This is a genomic window from Streptomyces sp. NBC_00236 (genome assembly GCF_036195045.1).
Lineage (GTDB): Bacteria > Actinomycetota > Actinomycetes > Streptomycetales > Streptomycetaceae > Streptomyces.
Map to the genome: position 1 here is coordinate 1,780,010 of NZ_CP108100.1, position 24,079 is coordinate 1,804,088.

20 protein-coding genes and 2 pseudogenes are annotated in these 24,079 nt (G+C 72.1%); 7 read left to right on the forward strand and 15 right to left on the reverse strand.

Features of this window, described 5'->3' with window-relative positions:
* Positions 1–53 precede the first annotated feature (53 nt).
* On the forward strand, positions 54–362 hold the full coding sequence (locus OG446_RS07875; protein WP_328893337.1) for a hypothetical protein: 309 nt from the start codon (positions 54–56) through the stop codon (positions 360–362).
* A 13-nt stretch (positions 363–375) separates the two neighbouring features.
* Here the strand turns inward: OG446_RS07875 and OG446_RS07880 are convergent, their stop codons facing one another.
* From OG446_RS07880 to OG446_RS07890, 3 genes are all read right to left on the reverse strand, one after another.
* Positions 376–1,677: an SWIM zinc finger family protein gene (locus OG446_RS07880; protein WP_328893338.1), complete on the reverse strand. Its 1,302-nt coding sequence runs from the start codon at positions 1,675–1,677 to the stop codon at positions 376–378.
* Complete coding sequence (locus tag OG446_RS07885; RefSeq protein ID WP_328893339.1) at positions 1,674–4,622, reverse strand: DEAD/DEAH box helicase; 2,949 nt, start codon at positions 4,620–4,622, stop codon at positions 1,674–1,676. The genes OG446_RS07880 and OG446_RS07885 overlap by 4 nt, the downstream gene beginning before the upstream one ends.
* Before the next feature lie 237 nt (positions 4,623–4,859).
* Positions 4,860–5,798, reverse strand: a complete 939-nt coding sequence (locus OG446_RS07890) for a slipin family protein (protein ID WP_328893340.1) — start codon at positions 5,796–5,798, stop codon at positions 4,860–4,862.
* A gap of 254 nt (positions 5,799–6,052) precedes the next feature.
* On the opposite strand from OG446_RS07890, the gene OG446_RS07895 reads away from it, so the two are divergent.
* Positions 6,053–6,400, forward strand: coding sequence for a hypothetical protein (locus tag OG446_RS07895; protein WP_328893341.1), 348 nt, complete (start codon positions 6,053–6,055; stop codon positions 6,398–6,400).
* Positions 6,401–6,484: 84 nt separating this feature from the next.
* Here OG446_RS07895 and OG446_RS07900 read toward each other — a convergent pair whose 3' ends face one another.
* The 3 genes and pseudogenes from OG446_RS07900 to OG446_RS07910 form a co-directional block, all read right to left on the reverse strand.
* On the reverse strand, positions 6,485–6,934 hold the full coding sequence (locus OG446_RS07900) for a DoxX family protein (RefSeq protein ID WP_328893342.1): 450 nt from the start codon (positions 6,932–6,934) through the stop codon (positions 6,485–6,487).
* 109 nt (positions 6,935–7,043) lie between these two features.
* Positions 7,044–7,739, reverse strand: coding sequence for a class I SAM-dependent methyltransferase (locus OG446_RS07905; protein WP_328893343.1), 696 nt, complete (start codon positions 7,737–7,739; stop codon positions 7,044–7,046).
* Between the two features lie 74 nt (positions 7,740–7,813).
* A pseudogene (locus tag OG446_RS07910) lies at positions 7,814–8,842 on the reverse strand (PucR family transcriptional regulator); the annotation flags it as partial.
* Here OG446_RS07910 and OG446_RS07915 point away from each other — a divergent pair.
* Positions 8,836–9,069: pseudogene (locus tag OG446_RS07915) on the forward strand (tyrosine-protein phosphatase); the annotation flags it as partial. The pseudogenes OG446_RS07910 and OG446_RS07915 overlap by 7 nt on opposite strands.
* Before the next feature lie 13 nt (positions 9,070–9,082).
* On the opposite strand, the gene OG446_RS07920 reads toward OG446_RS07915, so the two are convergent.
* A complete protein-coding gene (locus OG446_RS07920; protein ID WP_328893344.1) occupies positions 9,083–10,201 on the reverse strand; it encodes an ADP-ribosylglycohydrolase family protein in 1,119 nt (372 codons plus the stop codon).
* A gap of 78 nt (positions 10,202–10,279) precedes the next feature.
* On the opposite strand from OG446_RS07920, the gene OG446_RS07925 reads away from it, so the two are divergent.
* Positions 10,280–10,558 (forward strand): DUF6343 family protein, encoded by a 279-nt coding sequence (locus tag OG446_RS07925; RefSeq protein ID WP_328893345.1) that lies wholly within the window; start codon positions 10,280–10,282, stop codon positions 10,556–10,558.
* Between the two features lie 13 nt (positions 10,559–10,571).
* Here the strand turns inward: OG446_RS07925 and OG446_RS07930 are convergent, their stop codons facing one another.
* The 4 genes from OG446_RS07930 to OG446_RS07945 form a co-directional block, all read right to left on the reverse strand.
* Positions 10,572–10,940 (reverse strand): tetratricopeptide repeat protein, encoded by a 369-nt coding sequence (locus OG446_RS07930; protein ID WP_326663418.1) that lies wholly within the window; start codon positions 10,938–10,940, stop codon positions 10,572–10,574.
* 89 nt (positions 10,941–11,029) lie between these two features.
* Complete coding sequence (coaE, locus tag OG446_RS07935) at positions 11,030–11,632, reverse strand: dephospho-CoA kinase (RefSeq protein ID WP_328893346.1); 603 nt, start codon at positions 11,630–11,632, stop codon at positions 11,030–11,032.
* 81 nt (positions 11,633–11,713) lie between these two features.
* Positions 11,714–12,652 carry a PAC2 family protein gene (locus tag OG446_RS07940; protein WP_328893347.1) on the reverse strand — a complete coding sequence of 313 codons (939 nt, stop codon included), beginning with the start codon at positions 12,650–12,652 and terminating at the stop codon, positions 11,714–11,716.
* Positions 12,653–12,734: 82 nt separating this feature from the next.
* Positions 12,735–14,258: a flavin monoamine oxidase family protein gene (locus OG446_RS07945; protein ID WP_328898235.1), complete on the reverse strand. Its 1,524-nt coding sequence runs from the start codon at positions 14,256–14,258 to the stop codon at positions 12,735–12,737.
* Positions 14,259–14,593: 335 nt separating this feature from the next.
* On the opposite strand from OG446_RS07945, the gene OG446_RS07950 reads away from it, so the two are divergent.
* Complete coding sequence (locus tag OG446_RS07950; RefSeq protein ID WP_328893348.1) at positions 14,594–15,556, forward strand: right-handed parallel beta-helix repeat-containing protein; 963 nt, start codon at positions 14,594–14,596, stop codon at positions 15,554–15,556.
* A gap of 95 nt (positions 15,557–15,651) precedes the next feature.
* Here OG446_RS07950 and rpsA read toward each other — a convergent pair whose 3' ends face one another.
* Positions 15,652–17,169, reverse strand: coding sequence for a 30S ribosomal protein S1 (rpsA, locus tag OG446_RS07955; protein ID WP_328893349.1), 1,518 nt, complete (start codon positions 17,167–17,169; stop codon positions 15,652–15,654).
* Between the two features lie 400 nt (positions 17,170–17,569).
* Here rpsA and OG446_RS07960 point away from each other — a divergent pair, with 400 nt between their 5' ends.
* Together OG446_RS07960 and hrpB are read left to right on the forward strand one after the other, a co-directional pair.
* Positions 17,570–18,382 (forward strand): class I SAM-dependent methyltransferase, encoded by an 813-nt coding sequence (locus tag OG446_RS07960; protein ID WP_328893350.1) that lies wholly within the window; start codon positions 17,570–17,572, stop codon positions 18,380–18,382.
* A gap of 84 nt (positions 18,383–18,466) precedes the next feature.
* On the forward strand, positions 18,467–20,968 hold the full coding sequence (gene hrpB / locus OG446_RS07965) for an ATP-dependent helicase HrpB (RefSeq protein ID WP_328893351.1): 2,502 nt from the start codon (positions 18,467–18,469) through the stop codon (positions 20,966–20,968).
* Here hrpB and OG446_RS07970 read toward each other — a convergent pair.
* The 3 genes from OG446_RS07970 to OG446_RS07980 form a co-directional block, all read right to left on the reverse strand.
* Complete coding sequence (locus tag OG446_RS07970) at positions 20,955–21,956, reverse strand: DUF3068 domain-containing protein (protein ID WP_328893352.1); 1,002 nt, start codon at positions 21,954–21,956, stop codon at positions 20,955–20,957. The two genes, hrpB and OG446_RS07970, sit on opposite strands and share 14 nt — an antisense overlap.
* A 104-nt stretch (positions 21,957–22,060) precedes the next feature.
* On the reverse strand, positions 22,061–22,198 hold the full coding sequence (locus tag OG446_RS07975) for an SPW_0924 family protein (RefSeq protein WP_328893353.1): 138 nt from the start codon (positions 22,196–22,198) through the stop codon (positions 22,061–22,063).
* A 150-nt stretch (positions 22,199–22,348) separates the two neighbouring features.
* Positions 22,349–24,058, reverse strand: a complete 1,710-nt coding sequence (locus tag OG446_RS07980) for a lytic transglycosylase domain-containing protein (protein WP_328893354.1) — start codon at positions 24,056–24,058, stop codon at positions 22,349–22,351.
* Positions 24,059–24,079 lie beyond the last annotated feature (21 nt).

Below are 24,079 nucleotides of genomic sequence, written 5' to 3' on the forward strand. Positions count from 1 at the left end.
TTCCGCGGCCGGGTGCCGGGGCACCGGCCGTCGACCGCCAGGGAGAACGCCAGATGGGCACGCCCGTACGTCACTTCACCGCGACGACCGAGGAGGGACAGGTCTTCACGGTCAACATCGAGCGGGACTTCAGGTACGACCCCTACCGCGACTTCCTCGTCTGTACGCACTGCGACTGGTCGCCGTCGCTCCTGACGACCCGGCGGCTCGTCGACATGGCCGGGGAGCACCTGGCGTCCGCACACGGTGCCGGCCGTGGGCTCGCGCAGCAGGACAACGAGTCGTTCCGCAAGGCACGGCTGATCATGCTGCCCGTCGTCGCGGTGCTGCTGATCGGCCTGCTGATCTTCCTGAACAGCTGATCCTCCGGCGGGGTCAGCCGCCGCTGAGTTCGAGGAGTGCGCCCACGGGGTCGGAGTCCGGCGCCGCCCTGGGCCACCATTCGTCCTCGCCGGGATCCGATTCGTAGCCGTACCACCGGTTGTCGTGGCCGAAGCGGAGCTGGAGTGTGCCGCCGGGGTGGGTCAGGTGGTTGCGCCAGGGCTGGAAACGCGGGAAGCCGGCCGCCGCGAGGGCCGGGCGGGCGCGGTCGAACGGGCCGGCCGGGGGGTCCCACGGTGTCTCCAGGACGGCGAGTCCCTCGGCTCCGCCCTGACGCCAGGCGGCGACGGCCCGGGCCAGGTCGGTGGTGTTGCGGCCGGTGGCGGATGCCAGTTCGCGGTAGAGGGCACGGGTGGTGGCGGTGAGTCCGGCCGTGGGGCGGGCGGCTGCCAGCCGGACCGCGTCCTGCCAGGCGGTGAGCCCGGCGAGCGGGTCGGCGCCGGTGATGAGCAGCGCGTGGGCGCGGGCGGCCGCGTCGGTGGCGAGCTGGTCGAGGGCCAGGGGGTCCCTGGCCCCGGGAAACTCGGGGTACGAGGGCGGCCGGCCCGGATGCGGCTCGACCGGGAACGGGGCGGGCAGCGGCGGCAGGAAACGGTCGGCGAGCGCTTCCCGGGCGGGTACGGACGGGGTGGCGGGTGGAGCGGGCCGCTCCCGCGCGGAGTGTGCGGCGTTGCGACGGCCGAGGTCCTCCACGAGCTCGCGTTCGCCCCGGCCGCGCAGCAGCAGGAGGACGAACGGGTCGGTGTCCAGGAGCCGGGCCATCTGGTAGCAGAGCGCCGCCACGTGCTTGCACGGCCAGCCGTGGTCGGGGCAGGAACAGCCGGGGTCGAGGTCGTCCGCCGCGGGGAGCAGGGTGATGCCGGCGGCGGCCGCTGTGTCGGCGAGGGAGTGCGGCATCTCCTTGGCGAGGAGGGCGGCGAGGTGGCCGGGGCGGGCGGCGACCGCGTCGAGGAAGGTGTCCCAGTCGGGGTCGGTGAGCGTGCGCAGCCGGAGCTCGGCACGGTAGGGCCGGGGGCGGCTGCCGTGCACGTAGGCGACGACGCGACCGGGCGTGACGGTGATCGCGGCGACCTTGCCGCTGTCCGCGTACGCGCGTCCGCGGGCCAGCCGGGGCGCGTCCATCGAGAGGTCCTCCAGCGCCGTCACCCATGCCCGGCCCCACCAGCTGTCCGCGAACGGCTCGTCGTCGCCGGAGGTGCGCGCCGGCACGGCCTCGAAGGTCCGCCGCAGGTCGTCGGGGCCGGGGCGGGACCGGGCGACGGGCCGTGCGCCGGAGGAGTGGGGGCGGGGGCTCATGACGGCCTCCGGAGCGAGACGAGGTCGGCCAGGTCACGGTCGCTGAGCTCGGTGAGCGCGGTCTCGCCGGTGCCGAGCACGGCGTCGGCCAGGGCTCGCTTGGCCAGCAGCATCTCGCCGATCCGGTCCTCGACGGTGCCTTCGGCGATCAGCCGGTGCACCTGCACCGGCTGGGTCTGCCCGATGCGGTAGGCGCGGTCCGTGGCCTGCTCCTCGACCGCCGGGTTCCACCAGCGGTCGTAGTGGATGACATGGGCGGCCCGGGTGAGGTTGAGCCCGGTGCCGGCGGCCTTGAGGGAGAGCAGGAAGACCGGCACCTCGCCGGACTGGAAGCGGTCCACCATCCGTTCCCGCTCCGGCACCGGCGTGCCGCCGTGCAGGAGCTGGGAGGGGATCGCGCGCGAGGTGAGGTGGGCGGAGAGCAGCCGGGCCATCGTCACGTACTGGGTGAAGATGAGCACGGAGCCGTCCTCGGCGAGGATCGTGTCGAGGAGTTCGTCGAGCAGGGCGAGCTTCCCGGACCGGCCGGTGAGACGGGTGGGCTCCTCCTTCAGATACTGCGCGGGGTGGTTGCAGATCTGCTTGAGCGAGGCCAGCAGCTTCATGATCAGGCCACGCCGGGCGATGCCTTCCGACGCCTCGATGTAGGCCATCGTCTCGCGCACCGTGGCCTCGTAGAGCGTGGCCTGTTCGCGGGTGAGGAAGACGGGGTGGTCGGTCTCCGTCTTGGGCGGCAGCTCGGGGGCGATGCCGGGGTCCGACTTCTTGCGGCGCAGCAGGAACGGCCGGACCAGCCGGGAGAGCCGCTCGACCGCTTCGTCGTTGGCGATGCCTGCGGCGGTTCCCGTGTTCTCCACGATGCGGGCGTGGCGGGCCCGGAAGGCCTTGAGGGGACCGAGCAGCCCGGGAGTGGTCCAGTCGAGCAGGGCCCAGAGTTCGGAGAGGTTGTTCTCGACGGGGGTGCCGGTCAGGGCGACCCGGGCCGGGGACGCAATGGTGCGCAGCGCCTTCGCCGTGGAGGAGTTCGGGTTCTTCACGTGCTGTGCCTCGTCGGCGACGACCAGTCCCCAGCTGTGGGAGGCCAGTTCGGCGGCGCTGGAGCGCATCGTGCCGTACGTGGTGAGGACGAAGCCGTTGTCGGGCTCGGCGAGGGTGCGGTCGGTGCCGTGGAACCGCCGCACGGGGACGCCGGGTGCGAAGCGGTTGATCTCCCGGTGCCAGTTGCCCAGCAGCGAGGCGGGGCAGATCACGAGCGTGGGTGCGGGGTGGGCCCGGTGCAGATGGAGGGCGATGAGGGTGATCGTCTTGCCGAGGCCCATGTCGTCGGCGAGGCAGCCGCCGAGGCCCAGGGATGTCATCCGGTCCAGCCAGGCCAGTCCGCGCAGTTGGTAGTCGCGGAGGGTGGCGTCGAGGCCGGGCGGCGGTGCGATGAGGGTGTCGTCCTCGACGATGCGGGCGCGCAGTTCGGCGAGCGCGCCGATCGGGACGGCCTCGACCTGCTCGCCGTCCACTTCGGCGCTGCCGGTCAGGGCGACGGCGAGCGCGTCCACCGGGTCGAGCAGGCCGAGCTCCCGCTTGCGTGCCTTGCGTACGAGCGCGGGGTCGACGACGACCCACTGGTCGCGCAGCCGCACCACGGGCCGGTGTGCCTCGGCGAGCACGTCCATCTCGGCCTCGGTCAGCTTCTGGTCGCCCAGCGAGAGCTGCCAGTTGAACGCGAAGAGCTGTTCGGCGTCGAAGAACGAGGTGCCGTCGGTGGCCGAGCCCGGCGCGGGCCGCACGACCGCCGTCGCGGTGAGCGAACGGGCGAGCTCCCTGGGCCAGTGCACGCTCACCCCGGCGGCTGCCAGCCGCGCCCCGCCGGCACCCAGCAGCTCGTACAACTCGTCCTCGGTGAGGGCCAGTACGTCGGGAACCGGCTGGTCCAGCAGCCGTTCCAGCGGGGCCCAGACGCGGGCGGCGCGGCGCAGGGCGAGCACGGCGTCGATCCGGGCCCGCGGGCCGAAGGGCTCGCCCGCCGAGCCGTTCCACAGGGCGGCCGCGTCGACGACGTAGGTGGGATCGGCGAGGCTGTGCACCTGGGTGATGGCGGCGCCGGCATGCCGGGCGGGGGCCGGTACGCCTTCGTCCCGGTCCTCTGCCGGGCCGGGCCGGTCTTCGGTGTCGAAGAGCTCGAACGCGGAGAGGTCCAGGCGCAGCGACACCCGTACGCCCGCGTCCAGTCCGGCCGCGACCTCCACGGCCCACTCGCGGACGCCGGGCAGATGGCGGCCCTCCCGGGCGGCGAAGGGCGCGCCCATGGCGAAGGCTGCCGCGGGGGTCCGGGGCAGGGTGTCGGCCACCGCGTCGAGGAAGGAGCTGATGAGCGGCTCGGGGTCGGGGACCTGGAGGGGGGTGCGGTCGGGGAAGGGGATCGCGTAACCCTCGGCGGGCATGGCGGCGGCGACCGCGCGCAGATGGGCGACGTCCTCGGCGTCACGCGGGCCGGCCCGCCAGGCGTCGTGATCGTCGGCGGTCAGTCCGGGCAGCATCCGGCCGCGGGAGACGAGGTGGAGCGCGTGCAGGGTGGCGGCGCCCCAGCAGCGGGTGGCGGGGTGCGCGGACCGCAGGTGGCGGGCCCGGGCCAGCAGGGGTACGGCCTCGGTCAGGGGGAGCAGCAGGGCGGGCACGGTGCTCCGGCGGATGTCTCCCTGCTCGCCGTGGTGCCGGACGACGATGATCTCGGAGGTGCGCACGCCCGAGCCGTCCGCCTCGGCGGGTGCGGATGTGTCCGCCCCGGTGCCGGTGCCGGGCGCCCACAGGTCATCCCGGTCGGGCAGGGGGTGTCCTTCCGGGTCCCAGAACGCCATGCGCCCTTCGCGCGGGAGCGTGGCCGGCAGGAAGACCGCGGCGCAGCGCAGCAGGCGGCCGGTGGCCGCGTCGTGCGTCTGCGGTGCGATACCCATCGGCCCTTCCCTGTTCCCGTCCGGGCCCGGTCGTGAGCCCTGGTGTCCTCGGTCCTCCGCGCCTGGTCGGCGCGGCCGGCACGGGAACCTTTCGACTCGCGAGTCTAGGCGGGGCGTCTGACAGCGGACCGGCCGCCGCCGTGCCCGCAACTCGTACGGGTCCGACAGCGGCCGGAGCGTGACCGGGCGTGACCGCGCCGCGACGCACCGGCCGGCCGGTGCGGGCGGGCCGGCGGGTCAGTGCCTGGCGAGCGGCTTCGGGCCGGTGGGGCGGGGCTGTCCCGGAGCCGGGGCCGGGGACGCGGGCGGGGCGGGACGCAGATGGCCGGGGGCAGACGCCGGTGGGGCGGCGGGTCCGGCCGGTGCGGGCGGGGCGGGTTCCTGTGGTGCGCGGTCCACGGCCTGCGGCTGCGCCGGCTGCTGGGCCCGTTCCAGGAAGCGGAGGAGCTCCACCGGGAACGGCAGCACCAGGGTGGAGTTCTTCTCCGCCGCCACGGCCACCACGGTCTGCAGCAGCCTCAGCTGCAACGCCGCGGGCTGGGCCGACATCTCCGACGCCGCCTCGGCCAGCTTCTTGGACGCCTGGAGCTCCGCGTCCGCGTTGATGACCCGGGCACGCCGCTCACGGTCGGCCTCCGCCTGGCGGGCCATGGAGCGTTTCATGGTCTCCGGCAGCGAGACGTCCTTGATCTCGACCCGGTCGATCTGCACACCCCATCCCACCGCGGGGCTGTCGATCATCAGCTCCAGGCCCTGGTTGAGCTTCTCCCGGTTGGAGAGCAGATCGTCCAGATCGCTCTTGCCGATGATCGAACGCAACGACGTCTGCGCCATCTGCGAGACGGCGAACCGGTAGTCCTCCACCTCCACGACCGCGCTCGCGGCGTCGACCACCTTGAAGTAGATGACCGCGTCCACCCGCACCGTGACGTTGTCCCGGGTGATCCCGTCCTGCGCCGGCACAGGCATGGTCACGATCTGCATGTTGACCTTGCGCAGTCGCTCGACGCCGGGCAGCACCATGGTGAATCCGGGCCCGCGCACATCGTTGCGGAGCCGGCCGAGCCTGAGCACCACGCCCCGCTCGTACTGCTTGACGACCCGGGCGGCAGCGGCCGTGTACACGGCACCCGCCGATACCGCCGCGACCACTGCGATCAAGAGCTCCTGGACCATGACGGCCCCCTGCCATCCGGAAGAACCGGAACATCTGCCTCACGCCACAATCAGCGCTATTACCACGTTATGCCCCCTTTGGACAGCGGGCGAACCTCGGTCCGTCCTCCCGTCCCCCGCCCGGCCGCTTCCCGGATGCCGGGCCCGCCGGGAGCGGGCAGGGTGACCAGCGTCAGCACGTCGCTCCGCCGCGTACGGGGTGGCGTGACGGAGTGCGTACGGATGAGCCGGACGAGACAGACGAGGACCCGCCCATGCCCGTGATCGACCACCGACGCCGCCGTCTCGGCATCGCCGCCGGGACCGCGCTCCTGACCCTCACCGTCGCAGGCTGCTCGGGCCTCGGCCGGACCGCCGTCGGCCCGGTCATCTACACGACCGAACGGGACGCCGTGATCGAGGTGAACAGTCCCTCGGTGAAGGGATGCCACCGGCTCGCCCCCGCGGGAGCCAAGGAAGTGCTCAACGAGACGCTGATCGACATCATCCTGTACCGCACGCGGGACTGCACCGGCCCGGGCACGACGTACCTCGCCACCACGCTCTCCGATGTGAGGGCGCCCAGTTCACTGCCCTGGCGCAGCTTCACCACCGTTCACTGATCCCCCAGGACGCCGGTGCGGGCATGCACCGGGTCGCGGCCCCGAGGGTCGCGCACCCGGTGCATGCCCGCACCGGCGTCCGTCTCACGCACTGCGGCGGACCATTGCGACGAGTGCCGCCGTTCCGCCCCGGCGGTCCCGGGCGATCAGGGCCATGACCACGATGAGTACCGCGGGCATCACCGCGTTCGGCGGATCGAGCAGCGTCAGCTGGACGACCGACGCCCCTGCCAGCAGCCCGCAGAAGGCGATGGCCGCCACCCCGGCGAGGACCGGGATCAGCAGCGCGATCGCCCCGGCCGTCTCCAGACCGCCGATGGCGTACATCGCACCGTGACTCCAGCCCATCCGGTCGAACGACTCGACGGCGGACTCATGGGCGATCAGCTTGGCGACTCCGCTGAAGCCCAGGAACAGGGCAAGGGCATACCGCGCCACGCTCAGCGCGACAGCGCCCCGGCCACGGCGGCCGGCGGCGGCAGAAGGGGCTGTGGGAGCGGCAGACGTGGCTGCGGCCGTCGTGATCTCGGACATGAGGTCTCCTCGGGGAAGCGGTGCGCGGTGTCGCGCTCACACAAGGTCAGACCGTGTCCCGGCCCGTAACTCATCGCTCCGCCGGACGCCGGTTCCCCGCGCTGCGGCGCTACTTGGGCACGGCCCTCACCCAGGTGCCGTCCTCGGTGAGACAGCGGTCCACCCTCAGCCCGGCCATGTCCAGGTAGCCCTCGAACTGCTCCTTCGACAGCGGCCGCGAGAGGAAGGTCTGCGTCCAGCGCGCATCCGGGAACTCGTACACGCAGAGCACCGAGTCCACCCCGTCGCCGACGGGCTCCGCGGAGACGATCCGGACCGTGTACCCCGACGGGTGGACGCGCTCGCGCGGCAGACCGACGCGGGAGTCCTCGCCCTCGCGCTGGATGAGGACCACTCCGCCGTCACGCACGTATCTCCGGCAGGTCCGCAGCAGCCCGTCCCGCACCCGGTGGTCGCCCGAGTGCACCAGGAACGAGGCCAGCATGACCACGTCGAAGGTCTCGTCGCCGAGATCGAGCGACTCGATGGGGCTGCACACCGTGCGCGCGCCGCGCACCTGCTCCAGCATCTGCGCCGACTCGTCCACCGCCGTGACGTCGAACCCGCGGTCGACCAGAGGATGCGTCACCCGGCCCGCACCGCTTCCCAGTTCCAGAATGCTCGATCCGGCGGGTACGGCGGCGGCGATGACGTCCGGTTCGTCACTGACGGCCAGTCGTCGGTACAGCTCGACCGCGCAGCCGTCCGGGGTGATCTCACCGGGCCCCGTCCCCGAATAGCCCTCACGCACCACTCGTTCGCTCATACTCGGCCGAACGAACGGTCGGCTGCGGCCGTTCCCCGCCCTGTACCGATCGTCCGCGGCCGCCGTTCCCCTCCTCATACCGAACGGCGGGCGACCAGCGCAGCGCTGAGGTGCTGGAGATCCATGGGCCGGGCCGGGGAGAGACCGGTCAGCCGGCCGATACGGCGGATGCGGTAGTCGACGGTGTTCGGGTGGACGTGCAGGGCGGCAGCCGCCGCCCTGCGGTCCAGGCCGTGCGCGAGGTACGTCTCCAGCGTGTGCAGCAGCTCCGGTTTGGCCTCCAGCGGGTGCAGGAGCCGCGCCAGGCCGTTCAGGGCCTCGCTCGGCCTGCTCAGCTGGTACTCCAGCAGGACGTCGGCCAGCCGGTACAGGCCTGCGGGCCGTCCGGTACGGGCGACGAGGCCGACGATCTCGGCGTTGCGGGCCACGGCGGCCGGCACCGCCGCCGGTTCCGTGGTCTCGGCCGCCGCGGTGACCGGCACGCCCGCGGCGCGGGTGGCTTCGGCGATCAGGCCGACCAGCCCGCCCGGCCCGCTCCACGGCGGCGGCTCGGCGACGGCCAGCAGGACCGTGCCGCCCGTCTCGTCGAGGGCGGTCAGCGCGGGCGTACCGGCGAACCGGTCCAGGGCCGTGCGGATCCGGCGGATCTTGCGGCGGGCCGCCACCCCCGCACCGGGGCCCGGGGCCTGGCCCACCTCGTCGTCGTGCGTGCCGAGCGCGAGCGTCATCGTCAGATACCGGGCGGCCGGGCGCAGCCCCGTGCGCCGGGTGAAGCGTTCCAGGTCCTCGCCCGTCAGCAGGGCGGCCATCAGGGCGTGCCGGCCGCCGTGTTCCTGGCTGTCCAGGATCTGCCGGGCCTCCAGATAGGCGCCGCTCACCGCGGAGATCAGCTGCTGCTGGAGGACCATGATGCGGTTCATGATCTCCAGGACGGCGGGCAGGTCGTCGGGGCCGGCGTCCTGGGCTGTCTCCTCCCAGCACATCGCGATCCCCACCTGGTACGCGGTGAGGATGGCGTCGAGCGGCACGCCCTCCTCCGCACGCTGGGCCGCCGAGTCGCGCTGCTGGGCCAGTTCGGCGTCGGTGGCGGGTCTGCGGTCCTGCCGTCCTGCTCACCCTGCTCGGCGTACCCCGGGCCACCGTCGAGGCGGACTTCCTCGCCAGCAACCAGTACACCGGTGACCCGGAGGCCGTCGAACTGAGCTGGCTGCGCGCCGCGTTCGCCGAGGCCGACCAGATCTACGGCGACTTCGACACCTATGTACACGAAGGGCTGAAGCTCGACGCGGCGACCGTGGAGACCCTGCGCGCCAAGCTGCTGACCGGCTGACCGACCGGCCCGGTCAGCACCCCGGGTAGCGGCCCTCCGGCCACGCGAGGGCGTGCGCGAACTCCAGCGACAGGTCGTCGGCCACCTCTGTGATCACGGCCCGTCCCTCGGTGCGCACCAGCCACGACGGCGGAAGGCACGCGTCGCCGTGGCGGGCGCCGAGCAGGTTGCCGCAGACCGAGCCCGTGGAGTCGCTGTCGCCCGAGTGGTTGACGGAGAGCAGCAGCGACTCGGCGGCCCGACCGGGCTCCGGCAGGACCAGGGCGCAGTACACGGCGATGGCCAGGGCCTCCTCGGCCACCCAGCCCGCGCCGAGCGACTCCACCTTCTCGGCGCTCGGTGCGCCCTGCGCGGCCAGTTCGACGGCGCCGCGCAGGGCGGCGGTCGTCTCCTCGTGGCCGGGGTGGCGGGCCAGCAGGTCCATGGCGCGCAGGACGGAGCCCGGCAGGGAGTCGCCCTCCAGCAGATGGGCGACGATCGCCGCGAGCGCCCCGGCGGCGTAGGCGCCGGTGGGGTGGCCGTGGGTGATCTGCGCACACCGGGCGGCGAGCTCGAAGCACTGGGCCGGGTGCTGCCCGGTGAGGCCGAAGGGAGCGGAGCGCATGACCGTGCCGCAGCCCTTGGAGTCTGTGTTGACGGGGCCCGGCTTTCCGATGGGGCCTCTCGGGTCGGGGGTGTGCCCGGAGGCGAGCCCGGTCAGGCAGGCGTTGCCGGGGGCCCGGCGTGCGTACAGCCAGGGCTGCTGCCTGAGCCAACCGGTCCGGACCAGATCGTCCCCGCCCCGGGCCGGCGGCGCGGGATGGTTCTGGGTGTCCAGCCAGCGCAGGTAGGCGTGCTTCATGATCGCCGTCTCCGCGCCGCCGATGCCCTTGGCCATGGCCCGGGAGTGCGCTCTGATCAGCCCCTCGGCGGTGAAGAGGGTCATCTGGGTGTCGTCCGTGACGCGTCCGACGACCCCGTCCTCGTCCGCGGTGAGGTCGCGTACGCCCTGCTCGCCGTGCGCCCGGCGGATGCCGGTGAGCGACAGGAACTCCACCGGGTTTCCCAGTGCGTCCCCGATCGCCCCGCCCAGCAGACACCCGCGGACACGCGACCTGCGGGCTGCGGTGTCCCCCCATGCTGTGCCGTTCACGGCCGTCCCCCACTCTCTTCCGTCGGAACGCCGCACTCGCGCCGCCGCGGGTCCATGCTGGTAGGAGAGGCGATCGCCATGCGTACCGGTAGTGAACCGACGACTGCCCGCAGTTCCCTGCGGATGCGGCTCTGGCTGAGTCTATGGGGCCTGGCCTGGGCCGTCTTCGGCCTGGCGGCGTTCGCCTGGACCGGCAGGCCGGGGTGGGCGGCGGCCTGCGGGGTGCTGCTCGTGCTGGTGCTGGTGGATCTCGCGGTGATCGTCCACCACCTGCACCAGGGCCCGCATTACCAGCCGGGCCGCTCCATCCCGCCGTACGAACCCGATCACGGGGGCCGGGGGCGGTACGGGCACTGAGCGCGGGAGCCGCTCAGCCCTCCGCGTCGAAGCGGGCGGCCTTCAGGTACTCCGGGTTCGGGTCGAGCGCCGCCGCCAGCCGGAAGTGGCGCGTGGCCCGCTCCGGGTGACCGGAGCGCTCGAAGGTGCGGGCGAGGGCGAAGTGCGCGAACGCGTTGTCCGGCTCCCGCTCCAGGACCAGCTCGAACTCGAGCTCGGCGGGGCGCAGCTGGGCTGCCGCGAAGAAGGCGCGGGCGCGCAGGAGCCGGGCCGCGGTGTTCTCCGGGTGGGAGGCGATCACCGAGTCGAGCAGCTGGACCGCGCCACGGGGATCGCGCGCCGCGAGCAGTTGCTCGGCCGCGCGGAAGTCGATGACGTGGGTTTCGGGGTTCCTCTCGGGCACGGTCACATCCTTCCCTCGTCCACGGTCAGGTGAACGTCGGCTCCGCTGTCAGGTGAACGTCTGCCCGGCCACCGCTGTTCCGGCCGGGCTCAGCCGGCCGCGGCCCGCCGTTCCAGTTCCGCCCAGACCTCGCGGACCTGCGGTTCCAGGGCTTCGATCGGTCCGTCGTTGTCGATGACCAGATCGGCCACCGCGCGCCGCTGCTCCCGGGTGGCCTGTGCGGCCATCCTGGCGCGCGCCTCCTGCTCCGTCATCCCGCGCAGGCGTACGAGGCGGTCGAGCTGGGTCTCCGGCGCGGCGTCGACCACGATCACCAGGTCGTAGAGCGGGGCGAGGCTGTTCTCGGTGAGCAGCGGCACGTCGTGGACGACGACGGAATCGGGTCCCGCGGCACGTTCCAGCTCGGCGGAGCGGGCGCCGACCAGCGGGTGGACGATCGCGTTGAGGGCGGCGAGGCGCTCGCCGTCGGAGAAGACGATCGAGCCGAGCTTCGGCCGGTCCAGTGTCCCCTCGGGGGTGAGGATGCCGGTGCCGAACTCCCCGACGACGGCGTCGAGCCCGGGGGTGCCGGGCTCGACGACCTCGCGGGCGATCCGGTCGGCGTCGATGAGGACGGCTCCGTATCCGGCGAGCATCCGGGACACTTCGCTCTTGCCGGCGCCGATACCACCGGTCAGGCCCACTTTCAGCATGGGCGGCAGCCTAGTGCCCGCCGCCCGGCGCTGCTGGAACAGGCCTGACAAGAGCGGCCCGACCCGGCTCAGCCATCGCCCTCAGCCGTCGCCCTCGCGCTCCGCCAGGAACTTCTCGAATTCGAGACCGATCTCGTCGGCGGACGGCAGTTCGACCGGCTCGGCGACCAGGTTGCCGCGGGTCTCGGAACCCGCGACGGCGTCGTACTGGTGCTCAAGGCCCTCGACCAGCGAGACGAGCTCCTCGTCGCCCTGGCCGATCTGGCGGTCGATCTCCGTCTGGGTGCGGTGCGCCTCGGTGCGCAGGGAGTGGGCGACGGCCGGCAGCACGAGTCCGGTCGCGGCCGTGATCGATTCCAGCGCGGTGAGCGCGGCGTCGGGGTAGGCGGAGCGGGCGACGTAGTGCGGCACATGTGCGGCGACACCGAGAACGTCGTGTCCGGCCTCCATCAGCCGGTACTCGACGAGGGCGGCGGCGGAACCGGGCACCTGCGCCTCGTCGAACGGGCTGCGGTGGCCCGGCATGAGGTCGGTGCGGTTGCCGTGCGGTGTGACGCCGACCGGACGGGTGTGCGGAACACCCATCGGGATGCCGTGGAAGGTGACGGCGAGACGGACACCGAGCCGCTCGACGATCTGCTCGACGGCGGCGGCGAACCGCTCCCACTCCACGTCGGGCTCGGGGCCGGACAGCAGCAGGAAGGGTGCACCCGTGGCGTCCTGGACGACCCGGACGTCCAGCGTCGGGGTCTCGTACGACGACCAGCGGTCACGCTTGAACGTCAGCAGCGGGCGCCGTGCGCGGTAGTCGACGAGGCGGTCGTGGTCGAAACGGGCCACGACCTGATGGGGCAGCGATTCGAGCAGCCCGTCGACGATCTGCTCACCGGTCTCACCCGCGTCGATGTATCCCTCGAAGTGGTAGAGCATGACCAGACCGGCCGACTCCTGGGCGAGCGCCATGTCGACGACAGCCAGGCCCTTCGGCTCCCATTCGTACAAACTCTGCGGATCAGGCACGGTTACCGCTCCTCCTTGTGTTCCTGAAGAAGAACGTCCCGGGGGGCACGGGCATTCCCGCCCGTGCCCCTTCACATGGTGTTTACCCAAGTACCCGCGTGTGCAGTGCCGTGACCGCCTTCCGTGCGGAAGTGAACGCTCCGTGCTGCCAGGCGTCGGCGTAGCTCAGGTAGTCGCCGGCGAAGTAGACCCGCCCCGCTGCCTGGTTGAGCGGTGCGAAGACCGGGGCGTCGGGGCCGCCCGACAGGGAGTGCCAGGCAGCCTCCAGGTACGGGGTCTGGCGCCAGTGGTGGGAGAACGAGGTGGCCAGTTCCGTACGGTACTTCTCGCCGTGGATCTTCACGCCCTGCGCGACGGCCCTCGCCTCCCGCTCGCGCGGGGTCAGGGCGGCGTACGCGTCCGCGTTGGAGCCGGTGTTGTAGTACCCGATGAGGGTGCCGCGGCTCCCCTGGTGGCCGTAGGACGGGTACCAGATGTGGGCCAGGTCCATGTCCGTCTCGGTGATGCCCCCGTAGATCTGGTGGTCGCTCTCCCACCAGCGGTTCCTGTACTCCAGCCCGATCTTGCCCGCCGAGGACGGTCTGCAGGCCTCCAGTGCGGTCTGGACGGCCGGGCCGAGATTGTGAGCGGTCTTGGCGAGGATGTTGGGCGGCAGGGCGGCGACGCAGTAGTCCGCCTCGATGCTGCGGGTGCGACCTGACTGGGTGTAGGTGACGGTGACGCCGTGGGCGGTGTCGGTGATCTCGGTGACGGCGGCGCCGGTGCGGATCCTGCGCTCGCCTATCGCGCGGGTGAGCGCGGCGGGTATCCGGTCCATGCCGCCGACCGGCTGGAACATCAGCATCGCCTGGTCGTACTCGAACTCGAAGGCGAAGTAGCGTCCGACGCCGCTGGCGAAGACCTCGGACGCGGAGGGGACGGACCCGAGTTCCTCGCCGGGGGTTCCGGCGGCAGCGGGGTCGACACGGTATCCGCGCCGGGAGCTCCCGGTGTAGTCGAGGGTGTCGCCGATGTCGCCGAAGTCCTTGAGGAAGTCGAGCAGCCGTTCCTGGTCGTCGGCGGTGATCTGCCGGTCGAGCGCGCCCTTGTCGGTCGCCTTGGAGAGGAGTTCGGCGACGTAGCCGTACACATCGGCCTTGGCGGTGCGGTAGCGCACCGGGGCCTTCATGCCCGCCTTCTCGTTGTAGAGGTAGGCGTTGGCGTTCACGTTGGTGAACACCTCGATGGGGACACCGAGTTCACGGCAGTAGTCGAGGGTGACCATCCACTGCGGAATGCGGCCGGGTCCGGCGTTCATGTACTGCCCGTCGGAGAACCGCGCCGTCTGCTTGACGCCGTGGATGTCGGTGGTGGAATCACCGCCGCGCACGGTGAAGTTGCGGCCGCCCGTACGGCCGCGGGCCTCCAGGACCGTACAGTCGTAGCCCGCCTTGCCGAGCTCGTAGGCGGTGGCGAGGCCGGCGATGCCGCCGCCGACGACGACCACCTTGGCGGCGGCCTTGCCCTTCAGGTGGAAGTCGCCCTCGCTGGGGGCGCGGTAGGCGGGTTCGCGGCTCGCGGCCTGGGCGGTGGGGGCGAGGCCGAGTGCCCCCATGGTGGCGAACATCGCGCCCGCCCCGCCGGAGAGTCCGACGTTGCGGAGGAAGGTGCGGCGGCTCGCGCCCGGTGTCGCGGGCGAGTGGTGCGAAGCATGCGTCATGTCCCGGCTCCCCTTCGGATCTTGAGGTTGCCGGGATCCTGGCAAGCGTGTGTTTCGGGGCGTCAGCTGTTCGTGTATCCCACACGTTTCCCTGTGTTCACCGCGCCCGGAACCCTACGAGCAATGGTCCAGACCTTGACATGCCCGCGCCCCATCCCTACCGTCACTGGGCAGCAAGTTCAGAGACTCGCCCCACATTCATGTACGAGAACGTCCTGAACCTTTCACGGGAAGGCACCCCCATGCGCACCCGCACGCTGTTCCCCGCCCTGCTGGTCACCGCTCTCGCCACCGGCACGCTCGCCCTCGCCTCCGCCGGTACGGCCGGGGCCGCGACGGTCATCGAAGTGAGCACCGCCGCCCAGCTCAAGTCGGCGCTCACCGCGGCCGGTCCGGGCGACACGATCCACCTCGCGGACGGCACGTACACCGGCAACTTCAAGGCCCTCGTCCCCGGCACCCCTTCCGCACGCATCACCCTGACCGGCTCGGCGGGGGCAGTGCTCACGGCCGGTGGCGGCTACGGGCTGCACCTCAACGGCGCCTCGTACTGGACGGTGAAGGGCATCACCGTCACGGGCGGCCAGAAGGGCATCATGGCCGACGGCGCCAACGGCGTCGTGATCGACTCGGTGACCGTGCACGACCTCGACATGGAGGGCGTCCACTTCCGCAGGTCCAGCAGCGACGGCGTCATCCGGAACTCCCGGATCTACGACACCGGGCACGACGGCCGCGGCATGGGCGAGGGCGTCTACGTCGGCACGGCGGGCGACCTCTCCGACCGGAGCGACCGGGTACAGATCCTGGACAACACCATCGGGCCGGACGTCGGCGGCGAGAACGTCGACATCAAGGAAGGCACCACGGGTGCGCGCATCGTCGGGAACACCTTCGACGGCAGCGGACTGACCGGCGCCAACTACGACGACTCCTGGGTCGACGTGAAGGGCAACAACGTGCTGGTCGAGGGCAACCACGGCTCCCGTACGACCAACAACGGATACGAGACCCACACCCAGCAGAGCGGCTGGGGCTGCGGGACCGTCTTCAGGGACAACGTGTCGGACCTGTCCGGATCGACGGGCGACAAGAGGCTCGCGGTCAATGTCACGAACTACGGCGCGAGCTGCACCACGACGGTCCACGCGAGCAACACCGTGACCGGCGGCAACGGCCTGACCAACATCGCCGTCACCCCGTAACAGCTCGCCGCGGAAACGAGTGAGGCCCGCCCCCCGAAGGGAGCGGGCCTCACCGTCATCTACTGCAGCCGATGACCGGCCGGAAGGTCAGAGCGTCAGCTCTGGCCGCCCGCCAGCTTCTCGCGCAGGGCAGCCAGGGCCTCGTCCGACGCCAGGGCGCCGGAGTTGTCCGCGGACTCCGAGGAGTACGAACCGCCGCCGCCACCGCTGCCGCCCGAGGCAGCCGGAGCGCTGCCGGCCGGGGCAGCAGCGCCCTCGGCAGCAGCGGCCTCGTCGGCCTCGCGGGACTTGATGACCTGGGCCTGGTGCTGCTCGAAGCGCTGCTGCGCCTCGGCGTACTGGGTCTCCCAGACCTCGCGCTGAGCCTCGAAGCCCTCGAGCCAGTCGTTGGTCTCGGGGTCGAAGCCCTCGGGGTAGATGTAGTTGCCCTGGTCGTCGTACGACGCGGCCATGCCGTACAGCGTCGGGTCGAACTCGACCGAGGCCGGGTCGCCACCGAAGGACTCGTTGGCCTGCTTCAGCGAGAGGCTGATGCGACGACGCTCGAGGTCGATGTCGATGACCTTGACGAAGATCTCGTCGTTGACCTGGACGACCTGCTCCGGGATCTCCACGTGACGCTCGGCCAGCTCGGAGATGTGGACCAGGCCCTCGATGCCCTCGTCGACGCGCACGAACGCACCGAACGGAACGAGCTTGGTGACCTTACCGGGAACGACCTGCCCGATCTGGTGCGTACGGGCGAACTGCTGCCACGGGTCTTCCTGCGTCGCCTTGAGCGACAGGGACACGCGCTCGCGGTCCATGTCCACGTCGAGAACCTCGACGGTGACTTCCTGGCCGACCTCGACAACCTCGGAGGGGTGGTCGATGTGCTTCCAGGACAGCTCGGAGACGTGCACGAGACCGTCGACGCCACCCAGGTCCACGAAGGCACCGAAGTTGACGATCGAGGAGACGACGCCGGAGCGGACCTGACCCTTCTGGAGGGTCGTGAGGAACGTCTGGCGGACCTCGGACTGGGTCTGCTCGAGCCAGGCACGGCGGGACAGGACCACGTTGTTGCGGTTCTTGTCCAGCTCGATGATCTTGGCCTCGAGCTCCTTGCCCACGTAAGGCTGGAGGTCGCGGACGCGGCGCATCTCGACGAGCGACGCCGGGAGGAAGCCACGGAGGCCGATGTCGAGGATGAGACCACCCTTGACGACCTCGATGACGGTACCGGTGACGATGCCGTCTTCTTCCTTGATCTTCTCGATGGTGCCCCAGGCACGCTCGTACTGAGCGCGCTTCTTCGAGAGGATCAGGCGGCCTTCCTTGTCCTCCTTCTGGAGAACCAGGGCCTCGATCTCGTCGCCGACCTTGACGACCTCGTTCGGGTCGACGTCGTGCTTGATCGAGAGCTCGCGGCTCGGGATGACACCTTCGGTCTTGTAACCGATGTCGAGGAGAACCTCGTCGCGGTCAACCTTGACGATGACACCGTCAACGATGTCGCCGTCGTTGAAGTACTTGATCGTCTCGTCGATCGCCGCGAGGAACGCGTCCGCGTCGCCGATGTCGTTGACCGCAACCTGCGGAGTGGTGGCGGTGGTCTCGGTGCTGCTCGTCATGTGGGAAAGGGCTCCGGTACGGACAGTGAGTCGAAGTTACTGCTACGCCGTGAGCCCGTATCGCCTCTGCAGAAGCCGGACAGCCTGGGAAGCGCCGAATCCCGTGGTCGGGAGGCGCCTCGTGAACCGAGGGGACATACATACAGATGCGAGCGCGGCCTGCTAGGTCTGAGGCGCGCAGGCTCGCAGCGCAACTTGTAGCATACGGGGGCAGCAGGGCACGGTCAATGCGCGAAGGCGCACACCAGGGGCGGAACGGCCCATACCCGGCACAACTCAGGTTCACCGAGGCCACATCGGCCCCGGAGATGATCCGGACACGCGGGTTCCGCGCTCACAGAGGTCCCCCTGGTACGTACCGCGCACCACGGGGTGAAGGCAAACTACAACGACGGACACGATGAGCCAAGAGATCTACGCGGCCGAACCCGAAGCGACACGCCGCACCGCCGGCGAGGCCGAGAGCAGCCGGGCCAGCCGCGGCTGGTGGGACCGGAACGCGGACGAGTACCAGAACGACCACGGCGGCTTCCTCGGCGACGACCGCTTCGTCTGGGGCCCGGAGGGACTCGACGAGGCCGAGGCCGGCCTGCTGGGCCCCGCGGAGTCGCTGAAGGGCCTCGACGTCCTGGAGATCGGCGCGGGCGCCGCACAGTGTTCGCGCTGGCTGGCCGCGCAGGGCGCCCGGCCGGTCGCCCTCGACCTCTCCCACCGCCAGCTCCAGCACGCCCTGCGGATCGGCGAGGGCATCCCCCTGGTCGAGGCGGACGCCGGGGTGCTGCCCTTCCGGGACGGTTCCTTCGACCTGGCCTGCTCCGCCTACGGCGCGGTGCCCTTCGTCGCCGATCCGGTCCAGGTCTTCCGCGAGGTCCACCGGGTGCTGCGCCCCGGCGGCCGCTGGGTCTTCTCCGTCACGCACCCGGTCCGCTGGGCCTTCCCGGACGAGCCGGGGCCCGAGGGCCTGTCCGTCGCCGCCTCCTACTTCGACCGCACCCCGTACGTCGAGCAGGACGAGCGGGGCGAGGCGGTGTACGTGGAGCACCACCGCACGCTCGGCGACCGGGTGCGGGACGTGGTGGCGGGCGGCTTCCGCCTGGCCGACCTGGTCGAGCCGGAGTGGCCGGCGTGGAACAACCAGGAGTGGGGCGGCTGGTCGCCGCTGCGGGGCAACCTCATCCCGGGGACCGCGATCTTCGTCTGCGTACGGGACTGAGAACCTGCCACCGCCCCGGCCCGCGTACGGACTGGGACACCTGCCGGTGCGGGCGGCCGCGCCCCGCCGTACGAGACTGGGGGCGTGATCCGTACCGACGCCCTGGACCAGCTGCCCGTCCGCACCGCCGTGCCCGCGCTGCGGCAGGCGCTCGACGAACGCGGGGTCGCGGTGCTGTGCGCGCCGCCGGGCACCGGCAAGACGACCCTCGTCCCTCTTGTCCTGGCCGGTCTGACCGGCGACGGTCCGGTGCGCCGGGTCGTGGTCGCCGAGCCGCGGCGGATCGCGGCGCGGGCCGCGGCCCGGCGGATGGCGTGGCTGCTCGGCGAGCGGCCGGGTGAACGGGTCGGCTTCACCGTGCGCGGGGAGCGGGTGACGGGCCCGGACACCGTGGTCGAGGTCGTCACCACCGGGGTGCTGCTCCAGCGGCTCCAGCGCGACCAGGAGCTCGCGGGCATCGACGCGGTGATCATCGACGAGTGCCACGAGCGCCATCTGGACGCGGACACGGTGGCCGCGTTCCTGCTCGACGTACGGGAGGCGATCCGCCCCGACCTGCGTCTGGTCGCCGCGTCCGCGACCACCGACGCCGAGGGCTGGGCCCGGCTGCTCGGCGACGCCCCGGTGATCGAGGCGCAGGGCGTCTCGCACCCCGTCGAGGTGGTGTGGGCCCCGCCCGCCCGTCCGGTCCGGCCGCCGCACGGGATGCGGGTCGACCCGGCGCTGCTGGCCCATGTCGCCTCCGTGGTGCGCCGGGCGCTGGCCGAGCGGGAGGGCGACGTGCTGTGCTTCCTGCCGGGTGTCGGCGAGATCGGCCGGGTGGCGGGGCAGCTGTCCGGGGTGGCCGCGGAGGTGCTCCAGGTGCACGGGCGGGCGCCGGCCGCGGTGCAGGACGCGGTGCTGGCGGGTTCGTCCGACGGGCGGCGGGTGGTGCTGGCGACGTCGGTGGCGGAGTCCTCGCTGACCGTTCCGGGGGTGCGGACCGTCGTCGACTCGGGGCTGGCCCGGGAGCCGCGCACCGATCACGCCCGCGGGCTGAGCGCGCTGACGACGGTACGGGCCTCGCAGGCGGCGGGCCGCCAGCGGGCGGGCCGGGCCGGCCGGGAGGCTCCCGGGACGGTCTACCGCTGCTGGGAGCAGGCGGAGGACGGGCGGCTCGCCCGGTTCCCCTCCCCCGAGATCAAGGTGGCCGACCTGGCCGCGTTCGCCCTCCAGGCAGCCTGCTGGGGCGATCCGGACGCCGCGGGACTCGCGCTGCTGGACCCGCCGCCGGCCGGGGCGATGGGCGCGGCCCGCGAGGTGCTGAGCGCGGTCGGCGCGGTGGACGCCGACGGGCGGGTGACCGACCGGGGGGTGCGGATGTCCCGCCTCGGGCTGCATCCGCGGCTGGCCAGGGCGCTCCTGGACGGGGCGGCCGAGGTCGGCGGGCGACGGGCCGCGGAGGTCGTGGCGCTGCTGAGCGAGGAACCGCCCCGGGACTACGGCGACGACCTGGCGGCGGCATTGCGTACCGCCCGGCTCGGCAAGGACGGCTACGCGGCCCGCTGGCGGCAGGAGGTGCGGCGGCTGTCGCCCTCCCTCAAGGGTTCCGGGGCCGGCGGTGCGGGCACGGACGACGCCGCCGTGGGACTCGTCGCCGCCCTGGCCTTTCCCGAGCGGGTGGCGCGGGCCCGGGGCGAGGGGACGTTCCTGATGGCGTCCGGCACGGGCGCGGAGCTGCGGGACGGCTCGCGGCTGCGCAGCGCGCCGTGGCTGGCGGTCGCGGTCGCGGACCGTCCCGCGCACGCGGCCTCCGCGCAGGTCCGGCTCGCCGCGGTCATCGACGAGGACACGGCACGGCGGGCGGCCGGGCATCTGCGGTTCGCGGGCGAGGAGGTCCGCTGGGACGGCCGGGACGTGGTGGCCCGGCGGGTGGAGCGACTCGGCGCCGTCGAACTGGCGGCGCGTCCGTTGAAGAACCCGGACCCCGCCCTGGTCCGCGAGGCCCTGGTGGAGGGGTTGCGGCGGGAAGGGCTGGGGCTCCTGCGCTGGAGCCGCAACACCGGACAGCTGCGGGAGCGGCTGGCCTTTCTCCACCGGGAGCTCGGCGCACCCTGGCCGGAGGTGTCGGACGAAGCGCTGCTGGACCGTACCGAGCAGTGGCTGGAGCCCGAACTCTCCCGGGCCCGGCGCCGTTCGGACCTGGCCGGGATCGACGCGGGGCAGGCGCTGCGCCGGCTGCTGCCGTGGGCGACCGGCGAGGCGGCCCGGCTGGACGAGCTGGCCCCTGAGCGGATCGAGGTGCCGAGCGGTTCACGGATCAGGGTGGAGTACGGGGGATCCCAGCCCGTGCTCGCGGTGAAGCTCCAGGAGCTCTTCGGTCTCCAGGAGACCCCGCGGGTGGCGGGTGTGCCGGTGCTGGTGCACCTGCTGTCGCCCGCGGGGCGCCCGGCGGCGGTGACGGCGGATCTGGCGTCGTTCTGGCGGGAGGGCTACAAGGCGGTGCGGGCGGAGCTGCGCGGCCGCTATCCGAGGCATCCATGGCCCGAGGACCCGACGACGGTCGAGGCGACCCGGTTCACGAAGGCGCGGCTCAGGCGGGAGTAGGAGCGGGTTCCGGTTCCTTCCGCCTGACCGTGTCCGTCCCGCCCGGCCGCCGCGAGCGCGCCTCCAGCCACAGCGACAGGGCCAGCAGCCCGGCGCCCAGGACGAGGAAGCCCCAGGGCAGGTACGAGGTCAGCAGCAGGATCAGCACCCGCTGGGACTTGACCTGGTCGACGATCGAGACGATGTAGTCCTCGCGCATCTTCACGTGCCCGGCGAAGACGGTGACGGTGTCCTGGGACATGCCCATCGCCTTCCCGTTCCGCAGCTCCTCCTTGTGGACCTCCTCGCCGTTGACCGGCGCCCCGGTGACCGGGTCGACCCAGAACATCCGCTTGGTGGTGTACCAGCGGGTCACCCCCGTCTTGGTGATCTGCTCCGGGGTGATGCCCTTGATGGGCATGGTCTTGGGCATGGGGACCTTGGTCCACGGGATGGTCTGCTCGAAGTAGTAGACGTCCATGCCGCGGAAGTTCCGGGTGCCCTCGTAGTGGATGGGCGAGCTGGTGCGGGTCTGGGCGTCGAAGTACTCGTAGTCGCGCTTCTCCGTGAGGAAGGGCCACTTGAACTCGATGCCCTCGCGGTTCACCGCGTCGCCGTCGACCGATTCGCCCGTGGCGTGGACCGGGTCCTGGCTGTGCGCGTCGAAGATGTAGCGCTCGGGGATCTTGGAGACCATCTTGCCGTCGGGTCCCTGCACATAGGACAGGGCGTCCCACACGACGACGTCGCGGCCCGCGCTGCGCTCGATCTTCTCGGACTCCTCCACGTTGCCCTTGAGGGTCTGCACGATGGTGATCCTGTCGACCTTCTCGGCCTTCAGGGTGCTGTAGTCGAGGAGGGTCGCGGGCTTCGCCTCCAGCACGGTCTCCTGGTACTGGTTCGGCGGGATCTTCGCGAGGCGCGGGAAGGCGTACCAGCGCAACAGCGGTGACAGCGCGGCGAAGAAGACGGCGAAGGCCAGGAGTACGAGGCTGGCTCGGCGGCGCATGGGGTGTCCTTCCTCTGCATTGCGTGGTGCGGACGGATCGGGGCTGTCCGGCGGATCAGGGTCGGACACGCCGTGACCCCGGCCATGCGCCGCCGGACAGCCCCCTAGTTCTTCGGACCCGGGACCGTGGTCAGCAGGGGTTCGGGCGAGGTCTCGCCGGGTGGCGCGCCGATCGCACTGATGGTGAGTACGAGGGCGAGGGCTGCGGCCAGTCCGACGGCTGCGGCAATCAGGGCGCGCATGCTCGGCCTCCCGGGCTCAGAACTGATGGGTCGTCAGGGCTGGGGCACCGTAGCAACCGGGGCGCGAGATGAGAACACGTAGAACAGCCCCTTGGCCGGGTGCCGGCCAAGGGGCTGTTCGGGGGCGTGGTGGGCCCGGGCGCGCGCGGGTCAGGCGGCGGGGGCCTGGACCGTGAGCTCGATGACGACGGTGGCGCCGCCCTCGGTGGTCAGACGCAGCTTGTACGTACCCGCGGCACCGTCGGCGTAGATCTTCGGCAGGGTGAGCGTGCCGTCGGCGTCCGTGGTGAACGCGAAGGTGCGGACCGGGTCACCGTCGTCGTTCGTGAAGTACGGGCCCTTGTCGTTCTCGACCGGCTTCTCGTCGTCGGTGATCATGGTGGCGGTGACGGCGACCCGGTCGGCGGCAGCGCCCTTGTACGTGGCCCTGACGGTGACGTCGGCGAACGTCTGGCCCGCCACTGCGGTCAGCTCCGCGGTGCCCGTCCTGACGATGGCGTCGGCCTGCCGCGCGGTGACGGCCGCCGTGTACGTGACGGCGGGCAGCGACGTGCCGGTGGCCGTCGCCCGGACGGTGAACGCGCCCGTCTTCTCGCCCGCCTTCAGCACGGGTGCGGTGACCGTGCCGTCGGTCCCGGTGGCCGCGGTGACGGACTTCTTCCCGCCGTCGAACGCGGCGTCCGTGTCACCGACGACGGTGAAGGTCACGGACACCTTGGCGAGCGGCTTGCCGAAGTTGCTCTTCGCCAGGACCTTGATCCGCTCAGCGAACGCGTCGCCCGCCGTGGCCGACAGCTCGCCGGTGCCCGCGTTCTGCACGGCGGCCAGGGCCGGGCTCGGCGTGGGCTCGGGGGTCGGGGTCGGCGTCGTGGGCGTGCCCGGCCCGCCCGGGTCCGAGGGCGTCGGGCTCGGCTTCGACGGCGGCTCGGGCTTGGGCGTCGGGGTGGGCGACGGCGACCCCGAGGGCGACGGCGACGGGGAGGAGGACGGGCCGCCGCCATGGGTTCCGGAGCCGGTGCCCGGGTGCGTTCCGGTACTGGATTCGACCGGCAGGACGCCGGTGCCGTCCGGCACCTCGTGCGTGCCGCGGTTGTAGTACTCGAACCAGGTGCGGACGGTACGCAGGTACTCGTCGGAGTGGTTGTAGCTCAGGACCGCCCGGTCAAGGTCGGCGGCGAGCGCCAGATCGCGCGAACCGGCGCAGAGGTAACGCCCGGCGGCGAGCGCCGCGTCGTAGATGTTGTTGGGGTCCCTGCGGCCGTCGGCGTTGCCGTCCTGGCCCCAGGTCGCCCAGGTGGACGGGATGAACTGCATCGGGCCGACCGCCCGGTCATGCGTCGAGTCCCCGTCGTAGGCACCGTTGTCGGTGTCCTTGATCAGGGCGAAACCCTGACCGTTGAGGGCGGGGCCGAGGATCGGGGAGAGCGTGGTGCCCTGCGCGTCGACACGGCCGCCGCGGGCCTGGCCCGACTCGACCTTGCCGATCGCGGCGAGGAGCTGCCACGGCAGCCGGCAGGCGGCGTCCGTACCCGCGACGGTCTGCTGGGCCTTCTGGTACGCCGCGAGGATCGACGCCGGAATGCCCGATTCGGCGCTGCCCGTCACGGGCAGATTGACGGAGGTGCCCGGCTTGTTGGGTGTGTTCAGCGGCGGCAGGTCGGTGAAGTAGGGCGAGTTGCCGGACGCGGCACCGTCGCCCGAGGGCGTCGAACCCGCCGTACCGGTGGCCGGCTGGTCCCCGTCGGACGCCACCAGGGGCGAACCCGGGGCCTGCGAGGCGGAAAGTGCTGCCACAGCGGCAGCGGCCACGGCAGCCGTGGTCGCCCCTCTGCGCAGTCGGCGACCGAATTGCGCTGCCATAACGTCTGGGCCCTCCCCCTC